We start from the raw sequence: 18,776 nt of genomic DNA, 5'->3' as shown, positions 1-18,776 counted from the left end.
TTACGATGACCGAGTTGGACCAGCTAAACCTCACGAATCCGCGTACCCGTGAATTGTGCGGGACCATGGAAGTGCACCGCCGGCTTCTCAATACGAGCATCAGTTACCAGGAACGGCGCGCCCTGATTGACAACCGGGCCTTGGCCTACGAGCACCGGACACGCAGCATCGCGCGAAGCGGCGTAGTCAGCATTCCGGTGGTGGTCCACGTGGTGCACAATCAAGCTGATCCTTCCCAGAACATCAGCCAGGCGCAGATCCAAAGCCAGATCGAGTCCCTGAACAAGGATTTCCGGGCCAGCAACCCCGATGTGTCGCAGGTTCCTCCCGTGTGGACGGACCGGGTGGCTGATTGCAGGATTCAGTTCGAGCTCGCGTCCCAGGACCCGCACGGTAATCCAACCGACGGGATCACCCGGACCCCGTCAACAATGCCGTTCTTCTCCACTGAACTGGACGACGTCAAGTCGAATGCGACCGGCGGGGCAGACCCCTGGCCAAGCGACGAATACCTCAACCTCTGGGTGTGCAATGAACTCAGGGACGGGATCGGGCGGGTGATCCTCGGATACGCCCAATTCCCTGGCGGCCCTCCGTCCACCGACGGCGTTGTCATCGCGAGCTTTTGTTTCGGCACGAGTGGAACGGCGCAGCCTCCTTTCGATCTCGGTCGGACCGCAACGCACGAGATCGGCCACTGGTTGGACCTGCGGCACATCTGGGGCGACGACCGCGGCTCGTGCAGCGGAAGCGACCTTGTCGCCGACACGCCCAATCAGGCCGACGCCACCTTCAACAAGCCGTCGTTCCCCCAAATCAGCTGCAACAACGGACCCAACGGCAACATGTTCATGAACTACATGGACTACACCGATGACGCAGCCATGTTCATGTTCACTCACGGCCAGTCAAGGCGCATGGACGCATGTCTCGAGGGTGCCCGGGCTTCCTTCCTGACAGCGCCGGCCTTCGCACCGGCTGCCGCCCAGCCCACACCCGCGCCGGCGACTCCCGCGGCATTGGCTCCCCCGGCCCCTACCCCTGCACCTGCACCTGCACCTGGCGAGGGGGACGCTGAGGTACTCCGGCTCCGCCAAGAAGTCGAGCGACTCCGCCGCGACTACCAGCGGGCCGAGTCACTCCTGGACAGCATCCGCGCGGTGCTAAAGAGTGACGCCGCCAACCCCGGCGGTGGATGATGGAAGGATGACGACACTAACCGGGTGGGTGCAGCAGTGACTGGCCCCCCGCCGGAGATTATTGGCATTTGGCTCCACTCCCACGAGGATGACACTGCCTCGACAATGGTATTCCGCCCCCGCCACTATGCCTTCGGGCCGGCACGTTGGCGGGACGCCATTGAGCTGCAAGAGGACGGCAGCTGCGTCTGGCATGGCAGCGGCCCGGACGACCGCGGGCAGGCGATCCCGGGTCGCTGGGAGGACCTTGGAAACGGGCGGGCACAAATCACGCTCCCCACGGCGGCGGGCCAGCCCTCCCACCGCCGGATTCAGTCGTGGACGCCCGACAAACTGGTTGTAGAGAAAGAACACTAGCCGCAGGTCGCTAAAAGCACGCCAGACCGGGAAGAGCTCCCGGTGGAGCAGGCGGATGTGCGATCGCGAGCCGCCAGGCTACGCGCCGATTGTGTCGTCCGCCAATTGCCGGGCCGCTTGGCGGAGTGCCTTCAGCGCCTCCTCATAGTTGCGGGTTTTGTTTCACGATGAGATGCGGAATCGGGATGCCCAGACGCCGAACGAGGACGTGTACGGACGACGATAGAGTCATGCTGCCGGGATGCGTGGCATTTTCAGAAGTCGCCTGCACTTCGGTTGTCTGTCCGTAAGCCGATCCTTCACCGGGCAGCTCAGTTGAAACGCGGACCGAAGGCTATGGCATCCAGATCATGGGCAGTTACGGTGGTTCCATGAGCGACAGGATGCTGCCGATCATCTGCGGGACGGCAGAGTTCAATGCCGCCCTCGACCACCACGAGACGGAAGGGCTGGCGCCGTGCGGAAACTGATCTACGGCATGAATCTGACCTTGGACGGCTACATCGCTGCGGCCGGCGACGACATCGGCTGGAGCGCGCCGAGCGACGAACTGTTCCAGTGGTGGCACGACCAGGAGCGGGCTAGCAGCCTGTCCCTTTACGGGCGCAAGCTCTGGGAGACCATGAGTTCCTACTGGCCGACCGGCGACCAGCAGCCCAACGCCACCCCGGCGGAGATCGAATTCGCGCGGAACTGGCGGGACACGCCAAAGGTGGTGTTCTCCTCGACGATCGACAAGGTCGACTGGAACACCCGCCTGGTCACCGGCGACGCGATCGCCGAGATCACCCGGCTCAAGGCCGGGGACGGCGGACCGATGAGCGTCGGCGGCGCAACGCTCGCCGGGGCGGCCATGCGGGCCGGGCTGATCGACGAATACGCGCTAGCCACCCATCCGGTCCTGGTGGGCGGCGGCACGCCGTTCTTCACTGCGCTGGACAGTTGGGTGAATCTGAATCTGGTGGAGACGCGGACGTTTCCCGGCGGCGTGGTCCTGACCAGGTACGAGACGCGACGCTGAGCACGATTCCTCCGCGCGGCCGGGTAGGTACTCCGCCACCAGCGGCCCCACGTCGACGGGCGGCAGATGGTCCGGATATGCCTGCGCCCCGACCGCTGGGGGCGGCTGGGTGGTGGTCCTTGAGGATGCCCGGGTGGGTAGCGCGATGTTGGAGGCTCCGGCCGGACGGCCACGGTCGGCTCGAGCTAATGAAATGCCACTACCCGCTGGCCTTGGGCGGCGGCCGGAACGCGGCGCCGAACACCCTTGGTATCCGCCGTGTCGCGATTTCTGTCGATGACATCGACGCCGCAGCAGACGGGCTGCTGGCCCGAGGCACGGAGCTCTTCGGTGGGGTCGGAAAGTTCCAGGATACCGGCCGGTTCTGCTACGTCCGCGGCCAGGAGGGCACCATCGTCATGCACGCGGAGCGGATTGGCTGACGGCCGGACCGACCCCAAGCAGGTCCCCAGGCACCCGCTTCCGGGTCACCGCCGCGCGGCGGCCTGGGCCTGTTTGACGGGTTTTGTGGCCGGCATCGCGATGACGGCGACGACAGTAAGTACGGCACAGATCATGACGGCCAGGAACACGGCGGCGGAGGCAGCAACGATGGTGTGGGGGTCCGTGTCGCCGTGCGGGGTGCCGGCGTAGACGGCGTTCGCGATCGCCCCGAAAACGGCGACGCCGATGGAGCTGCCGATCGATCGCGCGAAAAGGTTGGTGCCGGTGACGACGCCACGCTCATTCCATTCGACACTCGACTGGGCGGCGATGAGGGTCGGGGTCGCAACGAGCCCGAGACCGAGTCCGACGATGAAACAACTGGCCGCCACCAACCCAATGCTGGGCGAGGAGGCCGTCAGGGCAAGTGCTGCCGTGCCGATGACGGTGACTGTGACGCCGATCAGGGCGGTGTTCCGGAACCCGATCCGAAGGTACAGGCGGCCCGATTGGGACGCGCTGATCGGCCAGCCGATGGTCAGCGCCGCCAGGGCGAGCCCGGCCAGGATCGGGGAGGTCGACAGGGCTCCTTCGAGGAACGTGGGAACGTAAGAGGTGAGGCCAAGCATGACGGCTCCCACGCCGAAGGCGATCATCGCCGTCGTCGCCAGCAGCCGCCGGGACACAACCCACGGCGGCAGGACCGGCTCCGCCGCCCGCCGCTCGACGAGGATGAACGCGACGAACAGGACGGCGCCGCCGGCGAACACTGCGCTGCTGATGGCGGAGTTCCAGGCCCAGGCCTGGCCGCCCTCGAGGGCGCCCAGAATGAGCAGGGTGAGCGAGACCGTGAGCAGCCCCGCCCCCAGATAGTCGACCCGGTGCTTGACGCGCTCGATATTCTCGTGGAACGACCGGAGCAGCATCCAGCCTGCCACCAGGCACAGCGGGATATTTATGAGGAAGATGCCACGCCAGATCCCGAGTGTGGCAAACACTCCGCCGAGTGTCGGGCCGACGACGGAGGAGACTGCCCACACGCTCGCCAGGTAGCCCTGCACTTTTGCCCGCTCCGCCAGGGTGTAGATATCGCCGGCGATCGTGATCGCCATGGGCTGGACCGCTCCGGCGCCCAGGCCCTGCACCACGCGGAACGCAATGAGGACCGGCATGCTCCAGGCGACTCCGCAGAGGACGGAGCCGAACAGGAAGAGGCCGATCCCGATGAGCATGATGGGCTTGCGGCCAATGATGTCCGAAAGCTTCGCATAGACCGGTACTGAAACAGCCTGGGCCAGCAGGTAGGCCGAGAATAGCCACGGGAACGACGTGAACCCGCCGATGTCATGGACGATTGAAGGCACCGCTGTCGCCACAACCGTCGCGTCGATCGCCACCAGACCCGTCGAGAGCATCAGGGCAATGAGCACCGGTCCGCGTTGGGACCGGAAGCCGACTCCCTCGGCAGGCGTTGTGGTCACGTGAGCTCATTCCCCTCGGCGCCCCAACGGGCGTTGCGCGCGGAACCGGTTCCGGCTCCGACTGCATAACCGCGTCGTTCACCGAATTAGTCCCGCATGCACCCTCAGACAATCGTCCGAGGAAGGTTCAGGCGCCCATCACCGCCAGCAGAGGAAGATTCCTTAAGAAATCCCCGCAGGTCATGTCTGGAAAGAGCCCCGGACCAGCATGGTCCGGGGCCTGCGTGGGCGCCTGTTAGCGCCCGATGCAGACGGTGAGATCCAGATGGATGTCGTTGTCGGCGACGAAGCGGTCCTGGAGGTACTGGGCAAGGCTCGCGTCGGTGGCGGTGTGAACGCTCTGCGCGATCGCTCCGCGCAGTAGCGCCTGGGTATCGGTGGACTTGACGACGTCCAGCGGCGCCCATCCGCGATGGCCGCCGGTAAGACGTTCGATGTCCGTCCGGAAGGAGCGCTTGTGGTCTTCGCGGACGGTGGCGCGCATGGTGAACGGGATAAAGGAAGTGGGCAAGGAGGTCCTTTCACGAGGCAGCCGGTCGTCGACGCCCCAGTTAGAACAAGACCGGCGCGGCCCCCGTTATTCCTCCGAAGAAGCCAAAGAGTCCGGAATCACGGCGAAGCAGATGGAATCACGGATCAGCGGACTGCAGCGCCGCCAGGGACCGGTGCCGTGATTCCTGGACGTCGGCACGTTCGCGACCGGATCCGGCCGCGGTCCCGGCCCCGCATTGTCCGGTCGCAGGCCTCTTCCGCCGCGCGTGCACGGGGCCTACACTCATCACGTCGAATCGAGTGCAGGCCCCGTTCCGTTGCCCCGGTTGGGGGAACGGAAGTTCTGACGGACCCGGGCCGCCCCGGCTGGTTCGGAAGAGGCGCCGGCCGGCTGGCTGACGGCCGGCGCAAGCCCGCTAGAGGGAGAGAAGCGGCATGAGGATCCTCGTCGATCTCACCAAATGCCAGGGCTATGCCCAGTGTGCCTTTCTCGCCCCGGACGTGTTCACGATTCAGGGGGACGAGGCACTGACCTACGATCCGCACCCTGACGGGGCGCATCTGCAGAGGGTTCGGCGGGCCGCCGCGGCGTGTCCGGTTCAGGCCATCCGGCTTGAAGAACCGGACGGGCAGGACGGGTGGCCGCATCCGGCCACACGACCGGCGACGGCTGCTCCGGTCGAAGACAGCGGGGGCACTTTTAGGAGAACTGGACGGATCGTCATCGTGGGGGCATCGATGGCGGGGCTGCGCGCGGCGGAGCGGTTGCGCGAGGAAGGTTTCACCGGATCGCTGACCCTGGTCGGCCAGGAACCGCACGAGCCCTACGACCGTCCTCCGCTGTCCAAGCAGGTCCTGTCCGGGTCGGCGCCCCTGGAAGACACCTCACTGCCACGCCGCCGGGACATCCGCGCCACTTGGCGGCTGGGCATGGCGGCGACCGGGCTGGATCTGGCTGCGAAGCAGCTCCACCTCGCCGACGGCAGCCGGATTGGATTCGACAAACTGTTGATCACCACCGGCCTGCGGGCCCGCCCCTGGCCTAACCCTGGGGAAGCGGCCCTTGCAGGTGTGATGACATTGCGCACCCGGGAGGACGCCGCAACCCTGCGGCAGCACCTCGCGAGGCGTCCGCGTCGGGTACTCGTCATCGGCGCCGGGTTCATCGGGTGCGAGGTCGCGTCCGTCTGCCGCGAACTGGACCTGCCGGTCACGGTGGCAGAAGCTGGGCCGGCTCCGCTCGTCGCTGCTCTTGGCGGGGTGATCGGCGCAGTCGCCGGGGAGCTGCAGACAGACAATGGCGTGGACCTGCGGTGCGGGGTCCGCGTGCTGTCCCTTGAGGGTGACGCCACCGGACAGCTGTGCCGGGCCGTCCTCTCCGACGGGACAACGCTCCAGGTGGATGTGGCGGTCGCCGCGCTGGGCTCCGTCCGCAATGTCGAATGGCTTGCAGATTCCGGTCTCGCGTGCGGCGTCTGGGGTGTAGCGTGCGATGCCGGCTGCCGCGCGTTCGACGCCAACGGGCTGGTCACGGATGATGTGTTTGTCGCCGGCGACATAGCCCGCGCCCCGCAGCCGATGTACGGCTATCAATACCTCGCCGTCGAGCACTGGGGAAACGCCATCTCCCAGGCCGAGGTCGCGGCACACAACATGGTCAGCGGCGAGACCGAACGGTGGCCCCACTTGGAAGTGCCGAAATTCTGGTCAGTCCAATTCGGCACGGAAATAAAGAGCGTCGGAGTACCGTCGGTCGCCGATGAGGTGGCCATCGTCCAAGGATCGGTGGACACCAAGCGATTCCTGGCCGTCTATGGCTACAAGGGCCGCATCGTGGCGGCGGTGGCCTTCAACCAGAATAAGTGGCTCGACTTCTACGAACCCCTGATCGAGCAGGCCGCACCCTTTCCGCCGGCATTCCGCCACGTCGATGAGTCAGTCCAGGCCCGGCCCGAGCCGGCCGGCTTCAAGCCCGCTGTGAGCCCTACCCAGGACGCGACTGTCGTTGTGACCGGCCACGATCCCAATGAACGCCGCGCCAGGCTGACCAACACCGCAGCCGGTGAAACGCCGTCGCGGAGACCCGCGGAATCCACCCCCCGATTGAAGGAGGCTTCACCATGACAGAGGCCAGCATCTGGGAGCAGATCCTTGACTTCTCCAACCGGGCTAACCCCTACCCGTTTTACGACGAGCTCCGCAGGACCCCCGTGACACGGCTTCCGGACGGAAGCTACCTCGTAAGCACCTACGCGGAGATCGCCGCCCTGCTGCACGACCCGAGGGTCAGTTCCGACATCAGCCGCAACCCGGCTGCTGCTGCTGCGGGCGCCGCTGCCGTCGGCGACGACGGGGACGGCCCGGGTATGTCTCCGACTTTCCTCAGCATGGACCCGCCTGATCACGACAAGTTTCGACGGATCACCATGCGCCACTTCGGACCGCCTGCGACGCCGGGCAGGGTCGCAGGGATGGAGGCGAGGATGGCGGAAATTGTCACGGACTTGGTCGACACCATGGCGGCCCACCCGCGGATCGACGTCGTCGATGATCTGGCGTATCCGCTGCCCGTCACGGTGATCTGCGAGCTGCTGGGGGTGCCTCCGGGCGACGAACAGCGTTTCCGGGTCTGGGTGGAGGTAGCCCTGCAATCCACGGATCCCGGGCTCGATCCCGAAACACAGCAGAAGAAGAGGGCCGAGGCCGGCAGGGAACTGCGCGCCTTCATGGAGGAACTGGTTGAAGCCCACCGGCGGTCGCCGGGCCCGGACCTGCTCTCGGCGATGGTCACCGATGACGGTCCGGAAGGCCGAATGCCGGACGAACAACTGGTGAGCACCGGGCTTCTTCTGCTCATCGCCGGACATGAAACCACCGTGAACCTCATCTCCAACGGCGCACTGACGTTGCTCCGCCACCCGGCCGAACTCCAGCGGCTACGCAACGACCCCGACCTCGCCATCCCGATGGTCGAGGAATTGCTACGCTACGAGCCGCCAGTACATTTCGTCCCTTTCCGCACAGCACTCGACGACATCGACATCGCCGGCACCACCATCCCCGCTGGCGCCTCCCTCACTCTGCTCCTGGCCTCGGGGAACCGCGACCCCGCCCACGTCACCGACCCCGACCTCTTCATCCCGGACCGGCGCAACAACCAACACCTCGGCTTTGGCGGCGGCATCCACCTCTGCTTCGGCGCACCCCTGGCCCGGCTCGAAGCCCAGATCGCCCTCACCGCGTTCGCCACCAGACTGGAGAACCCGCGGCTGGTCTCCGACCCGCCCCCGTACCGGCCGAGCCCGTTCCTTCGCGGCCCCGCACATCTCCTGATCGACATCGACGGCGTCGCCCCTCATCAGTAGGCAACAGCGAAGCATGCTGTCGGCGTGCGCGGCGGCGTGGAACGGGAGCCTGCCCGGCGTATCGGAGTTGGGCTGGCCGACGGGGTCAGGGAATCCGTCGTTTATTCGCCGGGGAACCCGATTCCCAGCTGGTTCCTGATGGCGTCGGCGACGGCCATGGTCCGGATGGATTCGGCGAGCGGGCGCTGCGGGACTTCCAGCTCCCCTGCCGCAATGGCGCGGGCGACGGCGGCAGCCTCGTAATGCAGGCCGTCAAAATGCGTGCCGGCCGGCTCTTCATAGGCCAGCAGGGTGCCGTCCGGGAAACGGATAGTGAAGCAGCCGGGCATGTTGAAAGGCCCGTCAATGGTCAATGAAGCCTCCGTGCCCACGATGGTGGCCGAGGTTGGCGTGAAATTGTGCAATTGGGTGTTCATCATCGCCTGGCGCCCGCCAGCAAAGGACATCACCGCCGAAAGCTGGGCGTTGACTCCGGATTCGTGCGGTTCACCGAGCGCCAGGAGGCGGTCCGGTTCGCCGAGGATGGAGGTGATCAGCGCGAGCGGATAGGTCCCCAGGTCCAGCAGCGGGCCGCCTGCCAGGGCCGGGTCGAAGATCCGGTGGCTGCGGTCAAAGTGCTCACCGTATTCGGCGAAGACGGTCGTGACGTCCCCGAGCATTCCAGCGTCGAGCACTTGACGGATGACGTCGAACTTGGGCAGGAAGAATGTCCACATGGCCTCGGCGGCGAACAGACCCGCCCCGGCTGCCCGGCTGGCGATGCCGGCCGCCTGTTCGCGGCTGATGCCGATCGGCTTCTCGATGAGGACGTGCTTGCCGGCGTCCAGCGCCATGAGGGCAGCCTTGTAGTGGAAGTTGTGCGGGGTGGCGACGTAGATGATGTCGACGTCGGCGGCCGCCAGCTCCTCATAGCTGCCGAAGGCTGCAGGGATGCCGTGGCGACCGGCAAACGCTTCGGAACGGTCCAGCGACCGGGATCCGATCGCGGCAATCACCTGCGAGGTGTGCGCTTGGACGGACTCCGTGAAGCGTTCCGCAATCCAGCCCGGCCCCATGATCCCCCACCGGAGCGGAGGTGCGTCGCGGGAGTCCGGCACCCTGGACGCTGGGAGCGAACGAATCGCGGTCATGAGCTGGCCGCCGTGGCATTGACGTCAATTCGCATGAGAGTTACAGCCTTTTTTCGATATTTTGTCCGGACATAATAACAAACTATCCCTATCGGGAGAAGCCCTCGGGACTGCGCGCCGACCCCTTTCCGCACGGCACGCCGGCTTCACGGCGCTGCGCCGCCGCCCCGCGCCGGACTGGAGGCGACCGTCATTCAGCCCGACGCCGGGCACTTTGATTGAATGTCAGTACAAAGTCTTGACGGCGGCGTTAGAGCGCTCTAACGTTGAAGGCACGTGATCCAGCACACTCCCGGAACGCTCCGAATTCAAAGTCCGCCCTTCAGGTCGGCCGAATCGAGGAAGTCAACAATGTCGTTGCACACAGCAAGCTCGCCCGCATCGGGCTCCAAACATCGCGGATATCTCGCCCGTCTTACCGTCATCTCCACGCTCGGCGGCCTCCTGTTCGGCTATGACACCGGCGTCATCTCCGGTGCGCTGCTCTACATGCAGGACTCCCTGAACATGAGCCCCGTCGAAGAGGCCACGGTCGTCAGCGCGCTGCTGTTTCCCGGCGCCGCGGTCGGCGCGCTGAGCGGAGGCCGGCTCGCCGACAAGCTCGGACGGCGCGGCACGCTGCTCGTCTGTGCGCTCCTCTTCCTCTTCGGCGCAATCGGCTGCGCCATCGCGCCGACTGTGGGATTCATGGTCGTGGCCCGCGTCATCCTCGGCCTGGGCGTCGGCGCTGCCGCCGTGACGTGCCCCCTCTACCTCGCGGAAATGGCGCCGGCGCACCTGCGCGGACGCATGGTCACGATCAACGAACTGATGATCGTTACCGGACAGATGCTCGCTTTTGCCATCAACGCCCTCCTCGACGCCGTCATCCACGACTCGGAGGTCTGGCGCATCATGCTTGGCGTTGCCTCCATCCCCGCCATCGCGCTCCTGATCGGCATGTACGTCCTGCCCGAGTCGCCGCGCTGGTTCGCTATCCGTGACAGGTTTGACGAGAGCCGCCGCATCCTCGATCTCAGCCGCAGCCCGGAAGAGGCCGACTTCGAGTACAAGGAAATCGTCGAGTCTGCGAATATAGCCCGCAATGAGCGCTCCAGTGCCTGGCGCGATCTGAAGAACAACCCCTGGATGCGCCGCCTCCTCTGGGTCGGCATCGGGCTCGCCGCTGCCCAGCAGGCAACGGGCATCAACACCGTGAACTACTACGCCCCCACGATCCTCGAGCGCAGCGGTCTCGGCGTGAGCGCTTCCCTCGTGGCGACCATCGCCGTCGGTGTGACGTCGGTGCTGATGACCGTCCTGGGCATCTGGCTGCTGGGCTTCGTCGGACGCCGCCGCATGCTGGTCATTGGCTTCTCCGGGGTCGTGGGTTCGCAGGCACTCCTCGCCGTCGTCTTCACGCTCCCCCAGTCGGACGTCGTCAGCTACACCATCCTGGCTGCGATGATGCTATTCGTGGCCTTCGTGCAGTGCTTCATTGGAACCTGTGTGTGGCTGCTGCTTTCCGAAATCTTCCCGATGGCCATCCGCGGCTTCGCGATGGGCATTGCGGTGTTCGCCCTCTGGACCGTGAACGCGGCAATCTCCTTCCTGTTCCCGATCCTGGTGGTTGCCCTGGGTTCAACCGGCACGTTCACCGTGTTCGTGCTGGTCAACATCGTGTCCCTGATCTTCGTGGCGAAATTTGTCCCGGAGACAAAGGGCCAGTCCCTGGAAGAGTTGGAGGTGCACTTCCGCACCGGAGCGATACCCGTCATCGTGCCCCCGGCGGCGGCTGGCGAGAGGGCCGCGGCCCTGTAAGTTGCTGAACGGCGCAGAGATCCACGCCGGCGGTTTACCAACGCAGTCCGGCTGGCAGGCGGCCGCCGCGGTCCTCGTCACCGCGGCGGCACCGGTTCCACCGGCGGTCCTGGTAACCGCGGCGGCGCCGGTTCCCTGGTCCAAGGTGAAGGAGCCGGAGCCCCTGTCCGTCCCGCGATACGCTTGCCGGCAGGAGGCCATTTTGTCGGGGAGTGAACTGAAGCAGCACGGTGCGGCCAAGCGCGCCACCATTGAGGACGTGGCGCGCGAAGCCGGTGTATCGCGTGCACTCGTTTCCCTGGTGCTGCGGGGCTCACCAAAGGTGAGTGAACAAAAAAGAGAAGCCGTTGCCAAGGCCATAGCCGCACTCGATTACCGCCCAAGCAACGCGGCCCGCACTCTTGCCAGCGGACGCACGCGAACAGTCGGAGTGCTGCTCGATGACCTCGCCAATCCCTGGTTCGTGGAGCTTCTCGACGGGATGCAGAGCATCTTCCGGGAGCAGAACCTCCGGATGGTCCTCGGCGACCCCCGCTATCTGGCCCACCCGGGGGAAAGCCCGGTGTCAGCCTTCATGGAACTGCGCGTCGATGGCCTCATCATCGCCGGAGACTTCAACGCCGATGAAGACCTCACACGCGCCACACTGCACACGCCAGCCGTGGTCGTCGGTACCCGCGCCTTCGATCTCCCGGCGGCGGACCGGGTGACCAACGACGACGACGCCGGCGCCCGCCTGGCCGTCGAGCATCTGATTGGCCTAGGCCACAACGACATTGCCTTCCTCACCGCTCCCACCGGATCCGCCAGGGCGCGGGCGGACGCCTACCGGGAAACGATGACCCGGCACGGCCTCCAGGAGTACATCCGGGTGATGCCCACGGACATGAGCGAACACTCCGGATATGCGGCCATGAGCAGCCTGATCGACGGCGGACGGACGCCCACAGCGGTCTTCGCCGCCAACGATATCCTCGCCGTCGGTGCCCTTTCGGCCGCCGACGGCCACGGCGTCAGCGTCCCTGCGCAACTCTCACTCGTCGGTTACGACAACACCTATCTCGCCGGAATCCGGCACGTCTCCCTTACCAGCGTGGACCCCGTCAGCCGGGAAGTAGGCGTCCGCGCCGCGGAGTTTCTCCTCGCCCGCATCGCCGATCCCTCCCTGCCGCCACGTACCAGCGTGCTGGCCCCGCGCCTCATCGTTCGCAACAGCACCGCCCGCGTCATGCAAACCTGACGCGGCCGCCCGACGGGAGAAAACGGCGCAGCCACCCTCGCCGCACCCGGATCCGGATCCGAACAGAACAGAACAGGTCTCTCACTCTCCAACCCCAGCCCTTGGGCAGGAATTCCTGTGATGCCGCATCCCCTTGCCAGGCAGGCCATGAACGTGACCAGAATGACCCGTTGCCCGAGACCTTTCCATCAGCACAGACCGCTCCCGGCCTGCTGGCTGATCCTGAGCAGACACCACTGAATAGTGCCCACCCTGCCAGTGGGCGCCAGTCCGGATCGCTGCGGAAGCGCCGGTAGAAAACGAGCTGAGCGGCGCGGACGTGAAGACGATGGCGCCGAAGATGCCGTGCGGAGTGGCCTGGGCGAAGATCGCCGACGGGTCGGCGACGAACGGCCTGGAGGCAATTAGGCTGACTCCGGTGCCCTGCGCAAGCACCCGCCCGGATTTGGCAGCCGCGCCATCGTTGAGAAATGCGGCGAGGCCACGGACGAACGTCAGCAGCAAGGTTCCTGTCTGCACGAAGTTGAGGACCTGGGCCCAGCCGTAGGGGCCAAGAGACAGCTAACGCGGCAGCTGGAGTTCCCCAAACGATATCGGCCGCGTGCAACACACAGATTCATCTGATCGCAGCTCAAGACTGTGAATAGCAGAGCTATCTGTCTCGTTTTCCACCACGCCTTTTGGAATCACCCAGGCCGCGTTCATAGCGGCGCCTGGCTGTCATGCGGAGAAGGAGCCCAGATTCAGTCCCCGGCTTTGAGGCTTCCTGCTGTAATTGTGGCCAGGTCGTCACGGAACATCTTGGGCTCACTCTCCATGGGGAGGTCGACCACGTCCTCGGCTGCATCGAGGGATCCGGCTGAGTCCGGTGCCAGGGAGGTGAAGTCGGTGGTGAGGTCGTCTTGGTCGGGTCCGTGCTCGGCGACGAGTTCGAGAGTCTGGTGGTCCGCGGCATCAGTGTGAAGACTCTCAATGAGGACGCGCGCGATCTGGTCCCAGGCGATGGCGCCGTCGGCGGGTGATCCGGACTGTCGCCTGTCGCCCTGGAGCGTGACGATCGACCGCTGGTCGGGTTGAGTGTAGGCAAACCAGCCGGGGCGCACGATCGTGTACGGGTTACCGCTGGCGCGGACGAGCCGCTCACTGCGCAGCTTCCACTGGGCTTAAGCGACGCCTGGCCGGGTGGTGCCAATGGCAGTCATGAGCGCGATATGTGTCCGGCGGCCGTCCAAGGCTTTGAGGCCCGGACCGCGTAGCCCTGCCGCAGCGCCTCGGCCACGGCGTAGCGTCCGATGCTGCCGGTGGCGCCGACCACCAGGACAGTGGAGGGACGGTGGCTCATTTATTCTCCTTGACCGCGGCCCTTGACGTTGCACGCTGGGTGGCGGCCCAGCTGGCAAGGACTTTCAGCGCGTCCTCGGAGGGTGTCCCGGGATCTGCCGTGTAGACGTTGATGCGCAGTCCCGGGTCGGCGGGGAGTTCCAGCGCTTCAAAGCTTAGGTCCAGGTCCCCGACGATCGGGTGGTGGAGCCGTTTGCGGCCGGCGCGGTGGTATTTCACGTCGTGTCTGGCCCACCGGGTGCGGAACTCTTCACTCCGGGTGGACAGCTCACCGATCAGGTCCGTGAGGTCCTTGTCGTAGGGGTTCTTCCCGGCGGTGGAGCGCAGGACCGCGACAATGTCGTCCGCTGCGCGCTCCCAGTCGGCGAAGAACTCCCGCGCTTTCGGGTTCAGGAAGGTAAATCGTGCGCTGTTCGGCGGAGTTAGCCCCTCCTCTGCCATCATGTCCAGGTACAGGGCCCGGCCCAGTTCGTTGGCGGCGAGGACATCCCCTCGATCGTTGCGGACCCAGGCCGGCGCCGTCGTGATCGCATCGATGACGCGCTGCACGCTCGGCCGGACCGTTAGCGGGCTTCGCTTGCGCCGGACCCGGGGGGAGGCCGTCGCGGCGCGGGCAAGGTCAAACAGGTGCGCCGTTTCGGCGTCGTCGAGCTTCAGCGCACGCCCGAGGGCTTCAAGGACACTGTCCGAGGCGCCGGAGAGGTTTCCCCGCTCAAGGCGTATGTAGTAATCAATGCTCATCCCGGCGAGCATGGCGACTTCCTCGCGGCGCAGCCCGGAAACCCGCCGGTTTCCGCCATAGACCGGCAGACCGGCATCCTCCGGCGTGATCCTTGCGCGGCGGGAGGTCAGGAACTTCCGCACGTCGTCGCTGTGTGTCATGGCATCCACGCTACGCGCGGCCGATGGAACGAGGGAGGCACTGGCGTTACCCGGAACGACAGTGACTCCCGACCCGCAGGAAACCAGGGTTGCCTTGAAAGCATGAAACCTGCACCCACAACCGCTCCCCGCCCGGCAGCGATCCTGGCGATCATCCTCGTCAGCTACTTCATGATCCTGCTGGACAACTCGGTCATCTTCACCGCCCTGCCGAGCCTGCAGGCAGACCTGCAGCTGAGCACCGGTGAGCTCTCCTGGGTCCAGGATGCCTACACGCTGGTCTTCGGCGGCCTGCTCCTCCTCGGCGCCCGGGCAGGCGACCTGCTCGGCCGCCGCCGGGTGTTCGTGTTCGGGCTGGTGGTGTTCTCGATCGCGTCCCTGCTGATCGGACTGGCCCCGGCGGGCTGGTGGGCAATCGCCGGCCGCGCGGTCCAGGGTATCGGAGCGGCGATCGTAGCGCCCGCCTCGCTGTCCCTGCTCACGGCAAGCTTTCCGGAGGGCCCTGGGCGCACCCGGGCCGTCGCTTTGTACGGGGCCACCGCGGGGATTGGCGCCAGCCTTGGCCTGGTCATCGGCGGGGCGCTGGCGCACTGGATCTCCTGGCGGGCCGGGTTCTTCGTCAACGTCCCCATTGGCGCCGCGATGATCGCACTCGCGCCGCGGTTCATCCCGGAGACAGGCCGGGCCAGCGGACGCTTCGACCTTTTCGGTGCGCTCAGCGCCACACTGGGTGTCGGCGCGCTTGTGTTCGGCATCATCAACACCGTCGACGCCGGCTGGACCTCACTGGTTACCATCACGGCCGTCAGTGCCGGCGTCGTGCTCCTGGTCGCGTTCGTGCTGATCGAGCGCGGGGCGGCCCAGCCGATCATGCCGCTGCGGCTGTTCGCGAGCCGCCGCCGCACCGGCGCCTACGTCGCCCGCTTCCTGTACCTGGGCGCGATGATCGGGTTCTTCTTCTTCACCACCCAGTTCCTGCAGGAAGTGCTGGGCTTTGACCCGCTGCAGGCCGGCATCGGATTCCTCCCCATGACGGCGGTCAATTTCGCCGTCGCGATGAGCATGCCGCGGCTGGCAGCACGGATGCCGGGCTCGGTTCCGCTCGTGGCAGGCATCCTGGTCACTCTTGCCGGGATGTTCTGGCTGAGCCGGGTCGGCGTGGACTCCGCATACCTGACCGGGGTGGCTCTGCCCATGATCCTCATCGGGGCCGGCCAGGGCCTCGCTTTTGCGCCGCTGACCTCGTTCGGCATCATCGGCGCCCCCGCGGCTGACGCCGGCGCGGCATCGGGCCTGGTGAACACCTTCCACCAGGTGGGCACCTGCCTGGGACTCGGCATCGCGGTGGCTGCCGCAGCGACCGTCCCGACCACGGGTTCTGCCGTAGCGCACCTGGCCGAGCAGGTCAGCGTTGCGCTCACTGCAGGCAGTGTCCTCCTGCTCATGGCCCTGGCAGTCGCTGCGGCCCTCATCCTGCCCGCAGAATTGGCCGAGCGCCGCACCAGGAGGTTTCCCGCAGTGCGGCCCGTGGCCCTGGCCGAGACCACCCGCTGAACCAGTAACCCCAAGGGGGTTCTGTCGATACCCTGATCAGCCGTGACTCCCAAGAGGTGCTTGCCCGGTGTTGACTGGAAATTGTCCGATAACTTAGTAAGGAATCCCACCATGCGAGCAACACTGATGTACGGCGCCGGAGACGTGCGCGTCGAAACCGTCCCCAACCCCACCATCCAGGAGCCCACAGACGCCATCGTGCGCATCGTCGCCGGCTGCATCTGCGGCAGCGACCTGTGGCCGTATGCCTCCAAGCCGGAGTCCGCCGAAGGCTCCCGCATGGGCCACGAATTCGTCGGCATCGTCGAAGAACTCGGCTCCGAGGTGACCGGCCTGGCGATCGGCGACTTTGTCATCGCACCATTTGTCGCCTCCGACGGCACGTGCGACTTCTGCCAGGAAGGCCTGCAGACCTCCTGCCGCCACGGCGCACACTGGGGCGGCCACGACGACGGCGGCCAGGGAGAATTCGCCCGCGTGCCACAGGCCTCGGGCACCCTTGTCGTGGTCCCTGCCGGCTTCGATGAGAAGCTGATCCCGTCGCTGTTGAGCCTCTCCGATGTCATGTCGACCGGATACCACGCGGCCAAGAAGGCCGGCATCAAACCCGGCCAGAGCGTCACCGTGATCGGCGACGGCGCAGTCGGCCTCTCCGCCGTTCTCTCGGCAAAGCTCATGGGCGCCTCGCGCATCATCCTCATGGGCCGCCACGAGGCGCGTACCGGTCTGGGACGCGAATTCGGTGCCACCGACGTCGTCGCCGAACGCGGCGAGGAGGGCATCGCCAGGGTCAAGGAACTCACGAACGGCGACGGAACCCACGCCGTCCTCGAAGCTGTCGGTCTCAAGCCGGCGATCGAGATGGCGATCGGGGTGGTCCGTGACGGAGGCGTCATCAGCCGTGTCGGCGCGCCGCAGTTCTCCGAAGTGCCGCTCGGATTCCCCGAGTTCATGCGCAACATCACCCTCACCGGAGGCGTCGCACCCGCTCGCGCGTACATCGAGGAACTGCTGCCTCTCGTGCTCGATGGAAGCATCGAACCGGGCAGGGTCTTCGACCGCATCGTCGGCATGGACGACGTTCCTGCCGGCTATCAGGCCATGGCCGACCGCGAAGCGCTCAAAGTACTCGTCCGCCCGTAACGACCGAATCAGACTTCGGCGGCTTCAACGTCGAACTCAGTGCCGACGAACTCGCCGCCATCGACGCGACCGCCACTGGAATGCGCAACGAACCGGACCCCGACGAGGCCCGCAAGGGCCGCTTCGCCCTGGTCATCCCCGAAGTCTAAGACCGGAAAAGCCCACGACAGAGAGAAGGAACCACCATGGAATACCGGCCCCTCGGCCGCACCGGGGTGCAGGTCAGTCCGTTGTGCCTGGGCGCGATGATGTTCGGCCCCTGGGGCAACAAGGACACCCCCGATTCCATCCGCATCATCCACCACGCCATCGACGCGGGCATCAACTTCATCGACACCGCCGACGTCTACTCCGGCGGGGCATCCGAAGAAATCGTCGGACAGGCACTGGAGGGCCGGCGCGATGACGTGTTCCTCGCCACGAAGTTCTTCATGCCCATGAGCGAGGACCCCAACCGGCGCGGTGGATCCCGGCGCTGGATCATCCGTGAGGTCGAAGACTCCCTGCGCCGCCTGAACACCGATTACATCGATCTCTACCAGGTCCACCGGCCCAGCCCCAATACCGACGTCGAGGAGACCCTCAGCGCCCTCAGCGACCTTGTCCGCCACGGGAAGGTCCGTTACATCGGCTCCTCGTCGTACTCCGGATCCCAGATCGTGGAAGCCCAGTGGGCATCCCGGGAACGCAACCTGGAGCGGTTCGTCACCGAGCAGCCGCCCTACTCGATCCTGGTCCGCGGCATCGAGGAAGACATCCTCCCGACGGTGCAACGCCACGGCATGGGCACACTCACGTACAGCCCGCTCAGTGGCGGGTGGCTCTCCGGGCGCTGGCGCCAAGACTCAGCGTCCGCACCCACCTCGTCCGCGCGTCCGAGCGCCCGCTTCGATATGAGCAGCCCGGCCAACCAGCGAAAACTCGATATCGTCGAAGAACTTGCCCGGCTGGCCGAACAAACCGGACTGACCCTCATCGAGCTGGCGATCGCGTTTGTGATCAACCACCCCGGTGTCACGGCGGCGATCGTAGGACCGCGCACCATGGATCAATTGGAGTCGTATCTGCCGGCGGCCGACATCACTCTTTCAATCGACGTATTGGACCGCATCGACGAGCTCGTCGCACCAGGCGTGACCGTCAACCCGGACGACAACAGTTACGGTACCCACGAACTGACGCCCGGGGCACGATGACGGCGACAGATGTGACCGCCGCCGCGGTGAGAGCGCTTCATGATGCCCTCTGCGAGGCGATGGTCGCCGGGGACGTGGCAGTGCTGGACAGCATCCTGACCGAGGAATTCACCCTTACCCACCTGAAGACATCAGGCTCCGCCAAGCCGTAC

17 protein-coding genes are annotated in these 18,776 nt (G+C 66.0%); 10 read left to right on the top strand and 7 right to left on the bottom strand.

What is annotated here, in order from left to right:
• Positions 1-5 precede the first annotated feature (5 nt).
• The 3 genes from LDO15_RS10100 to LDO15_RS10090 all read left to right on the top strand — a co-directional run bounded on the left by LDO15_RS10100 (position 6) and on the right by LDO15_RS10090 (position 2,999).
• Positions 6-1,199, top strand: coding sequence for a zinc metalloprotease (locus tag LDO15_RS10100; protein ID WP_223986614.1), 1,194 nt, complete (start codon positions 6-8; stop codon positions 1,197-1,199).
• 814 nt (positions 1,200-2,013) lie between these two features.
• Positions 2,014-2,577, top strand: a complete 564-nt coding sequence (locus LDO15_RS10095; protein ID WP_223986612.1) for a dihydrofolate reductase family protein — start codon at positions 2,014-2,016, stop codon at positions 2,575-2,577.
• A 188-nt stretch (positions 2,578-2,765) separates the two neighbouring features.
• Complete coding sequence (locus LDO15_RS10090; RefSeq protein WP_223986609.1) at positions 2,766-2,999, top strand: hypothetical protein; 234 nt, start codon at positions 2,766-2,768, stop codon at positions 2,997-2,999.
• 45 nt (positions 3,000-3,044) lie between these two features.
• On the opposite strand, the gene LDO15_RS10085 is transcribed toward LDO15_RS10090, so the two are convergent.
• Positions 3,045-4,481 (bottom strand): MFS transporter, encoded by a 1,437-nt coding sequence (locus LDO15_RS10085; protein WP_223986606.1) that lies wholly within the window; start codon positions 4,479-4,481, stop codon positions 3,045-3,047.
• Between the two features lie 235 nt (positions 4,482-4,716).
• Positions 4,717-4,992, bottom strand: a complete 276-nt coding sequence (locus LDO15_RS10080) for a hypothetical protein (protein ID WP_223986603.1) — start codon at positions 4,990-4,992, stop codon at positions 4,717-4,719.
• 416 nt (positions 4,993-5,408) lie between these two features.
• On the opposite strand from LDO15_RS10080, the gene LDO15_RS10075 reads away from it, so the two are divergent.
• Entirely contained in the window at positions 5,409-7,097 is a 1,689-nt protein-coding gene (locus LDO15_RS10075; RefSeq protein ID WP_223986601.1) for an FAD-dependent oxidoreductase, read from the top strand.
• A complete protein-coding gene (locus tag LDO15_RS10070; RefSeq protein WP_223986599.1) occupies positions 7,094-8,338 on the top strand; it encodes a cytochrome P450 in 1,245 nt (414 codons plus the stop codon). Before LDO15_RS10075 ends, LDO15_RS10070 begins: the two co-directional genes overlap by 4 nt.
• 101 nt (positions 8,339-8,439) lie before the next feature.
• Here the strand turns inward: LDO15_RS10070 and LDO15_RS10065 are convergent, their stop codons facing one another.
• On the bottom strand, positions 8,440-9,468 hold the full coding sequence (locus tag LDO15_RS10065) for a Gfo/Idh/MocA family oxidoreductase (RefSeq protein ID WP_223986597.1): 1,029 nt from the start codon (positions 9,466-9,468) through the stop codon (positions 8,440-8,442).
• Positions 9,469-9,819: 351 nt separating this feature from the next.
• Between LDO15_RS10065 and LDO15_RS10060 the strand changes: the two genes are divergently transcribed.
• Positions 9,820-11,268, top strand: coding sequence for a sugar porter family MFS transporter (locus tag LDO15_RS10060; RefSeq protein ID WP_223986595.1), 1,449 nt, complete (start codon positions 9,820-9,822; stop codon positions 11,266-11,268).
• A gap of 202 nt (positions 11,269-11,470) precedes the next feature.
• Positions 11,471-12,508 (top strand): LacI family DNA-binding transcriptional regulator, encoded by a 1,038-nt coding sequence (locus tag LDO15_RS10055; protein ID WP_223986593.1) that lies wholly within the window; start codon positions 11,471-11,473, stop codon positions 12,506-12,508.
• A gap of 81 nt (positions 12,509-12,589) precedes the next feature.
• On the opposite strand, the gene LDO15_RS10050 is transcribed toward LDO15_RS10055, so the two are convergent.
• The 4 genes from LDO15_RS10050 to LDO15_RS10035 all read right to left on the bottom strand — a co-directional run bounded on the left by LDO15_RS10050 (position 12,590) and on the right by LDO15_RS10035 (position 14,731).
• Complete coding sequence (locus tag LDO15_RS10050; RefSeq protein ID WP_263428359.1) at positions 12,590-13,012, bottom strand: hypothetical protein; 423 nt, start codon at positions 13,010-13,012, stop codon at positions 12,590-12,592.
• A 239-nt stretch (positions 13,013-13,251) separates the two neighbouring features.
• The gene (locus LDO15_RS10045; protein ID WP_263428358.1) at positions 13,252-13,611 is read right to left on the bottom strand and encodes a hypothetical protein; all 360 of its coding nucleotides are present in this window, start codon (positions 13,609-13,611) and stop codon (positions 13,252-13,254) included.
• A 95-nt stretch (positions 13,612-13,706) separates the two neighbouring features.
• A complete protein-coding gene (locus tag LDO15_RS10040; protein ID WP_223986591.1) occupies positions 13,707-13,850 on the bottom strand; it encodes a hypothetical protein in 144 nt (47 codons plus the stop codon).
• On the bottom strand, positions 13,847-14,731 hold the full coding sequence (locus LDO15_RS10035) for a helix-turn-helix transcriptional regulator (protein ID WP_223986588.1): 885 nt from the start codon (positions 14,729-14,731) through the stop codon (positions 13,847-13,849). Before LDO15_RS10035 ends, LDO15_RS10040 begins: the two co-directional genes overlap by 4 nt.
• 102 nt (positions 14,732-14,833) lie before the next feature.
• Here LDO15_RS10035 and LDO15_RS10030 point away from each other — a divergent pair, with 102 nt between their 5' ends.
• The 3 genes from LDO15_RS10030 to LDO15_RS10020 all read left to right on the top strand — a co-directional run bounded on the left by LDO15_RS10030 (position 14,834) and on the right by LDO15_RS10020 (position 18,624).
• A complete protein-coding gene (locus tag LDO15_RS10030; RefSeq protein WP_223986583.1) occupies positions 14,834-16,285 on the top strand; it encodes an MFS transporter in 1,452 nt (483 codons plus the stop codon).
• A 111-nt stretch (positions 16,286-16,396) separates the two neighbouring features.
• Positions 16,397-17,428, top strand: a complete 1,032-nt coding sequence (locus tag LDO15_RS10025) for a zinc-dependent alcohol dehydrogenase family protein (protein WP_223986581.1) — start codon at positions 16,397-16,399, stop codon at positions 17,426-17,428.
• Positions 17,429-17,613: 185 nt separating this feature from the next.
• Complete coding sequence (locus LDO15_RS10020) at positions 17,614-18,624, top strand: aldo/keto reductase (RefSeq protein ID WP_223986579.1); 1,011 nt, start codon at positions 17,614-17,616, stop codon at positions 18,622-18,624.
• Positions 18,625-18,776 lie beyond the last annotated feature (152 nt).

It is taken from the genome of Arthrobacter sp. NicSoilB8 (assembly GCF_019977355.1).
Lineage (GTDB): Bacteria > Actinomycetota > Actinomycetes > Actinomycetales > Micrococcaceae > Arthrobacter.
The sequence above is the reverse complement of the archived record's forward strand: the minus strand, read 5'-3'. Positions and strand labels throughout refer to the sequence as shown.

Excerpts from the sequence above, each read along its gene's own strand:
- LDO15_RS10065 (WP_223986597.1), bottom strand. The coding sequence starts at position 9,468 with ATGACCGCGATTCGTTCGCTCCCAGCGTCCAGGGTGCCGGACTCCCGC.
- LDO15_RS10040 (WP_223986591.1), bottom strand. The coding sequence starts at position 13,850 with ATGAGCCACCGTCCCTCCACTGTCCTGGTGGTCGGCGCCACCGGCAGC.
- LDO15_RS10060 (WP_223986595.1), top strand. The coding sequence starts at position 9,820 with ATGTCGTTGCACACAGCAAGCTCGCCCGCATCGGGCTCCAAACATCGC.
- LDO15_RS10075 (WP_223986601.1), top strand. The coding sequence starts at position 5,409 with ATGAGGATCCTCGTCGATCTCACCAAATGCCAGGGCTATGCCCAGTGT.
- LDO15_RS10100 (WP_223986614.1), top strand. The coding sequence starts at position 6 with ATGACCGAGTTGGACCAGCTAAACCTCACGAATCCGCGTACCCGTGAA.
- LDO15_RS10090 (WP_223986609.1), top strand. The coding sequence starts at position 2,766 with ATGAAATGCCACTACCCGCTGGCCTTGGGCGGCGGCCGGAACGCGGCG.
- LDO15_RS10035 (WP_223986588.1), bottom strand. The coding sequence starts at position 14,731 with ATGACACACAGCGACGACGTGCGGAAGTTCCTGACCTCCCGCCGCGCA.
- LDO15_RS10070 (WP_223986599.1), top strand. The coding sequence starts at position 7,094 with ATGACAGAGGCCAGCATCTGGGAGCAGATCCTTGACTTCTCCAACCGG.
- LDO15_RS10025 (WP_223986581.1), top strand. The coding sequence starts at position 16,397 with ATGCGAGCAACACTGATGTACGGCGCCGGAGACGTGCGCGTCGAAACC.
- LDO15_RS10030 (WP_223986583.1), top strand. The coding sequence starts at position 14,834 with ATGAAACCTGCACCCACAACCGCTCCCCGCCCGGCAGCGATCCTGGCG.
- LDO15_RS10020 (WP_223986579.1), top strand. The coding sequence starts at position 17,614 with ATGGAATACCGGCCCCTCGGCCGCACCGGGGTGCAGGTCAGTCCGTTG.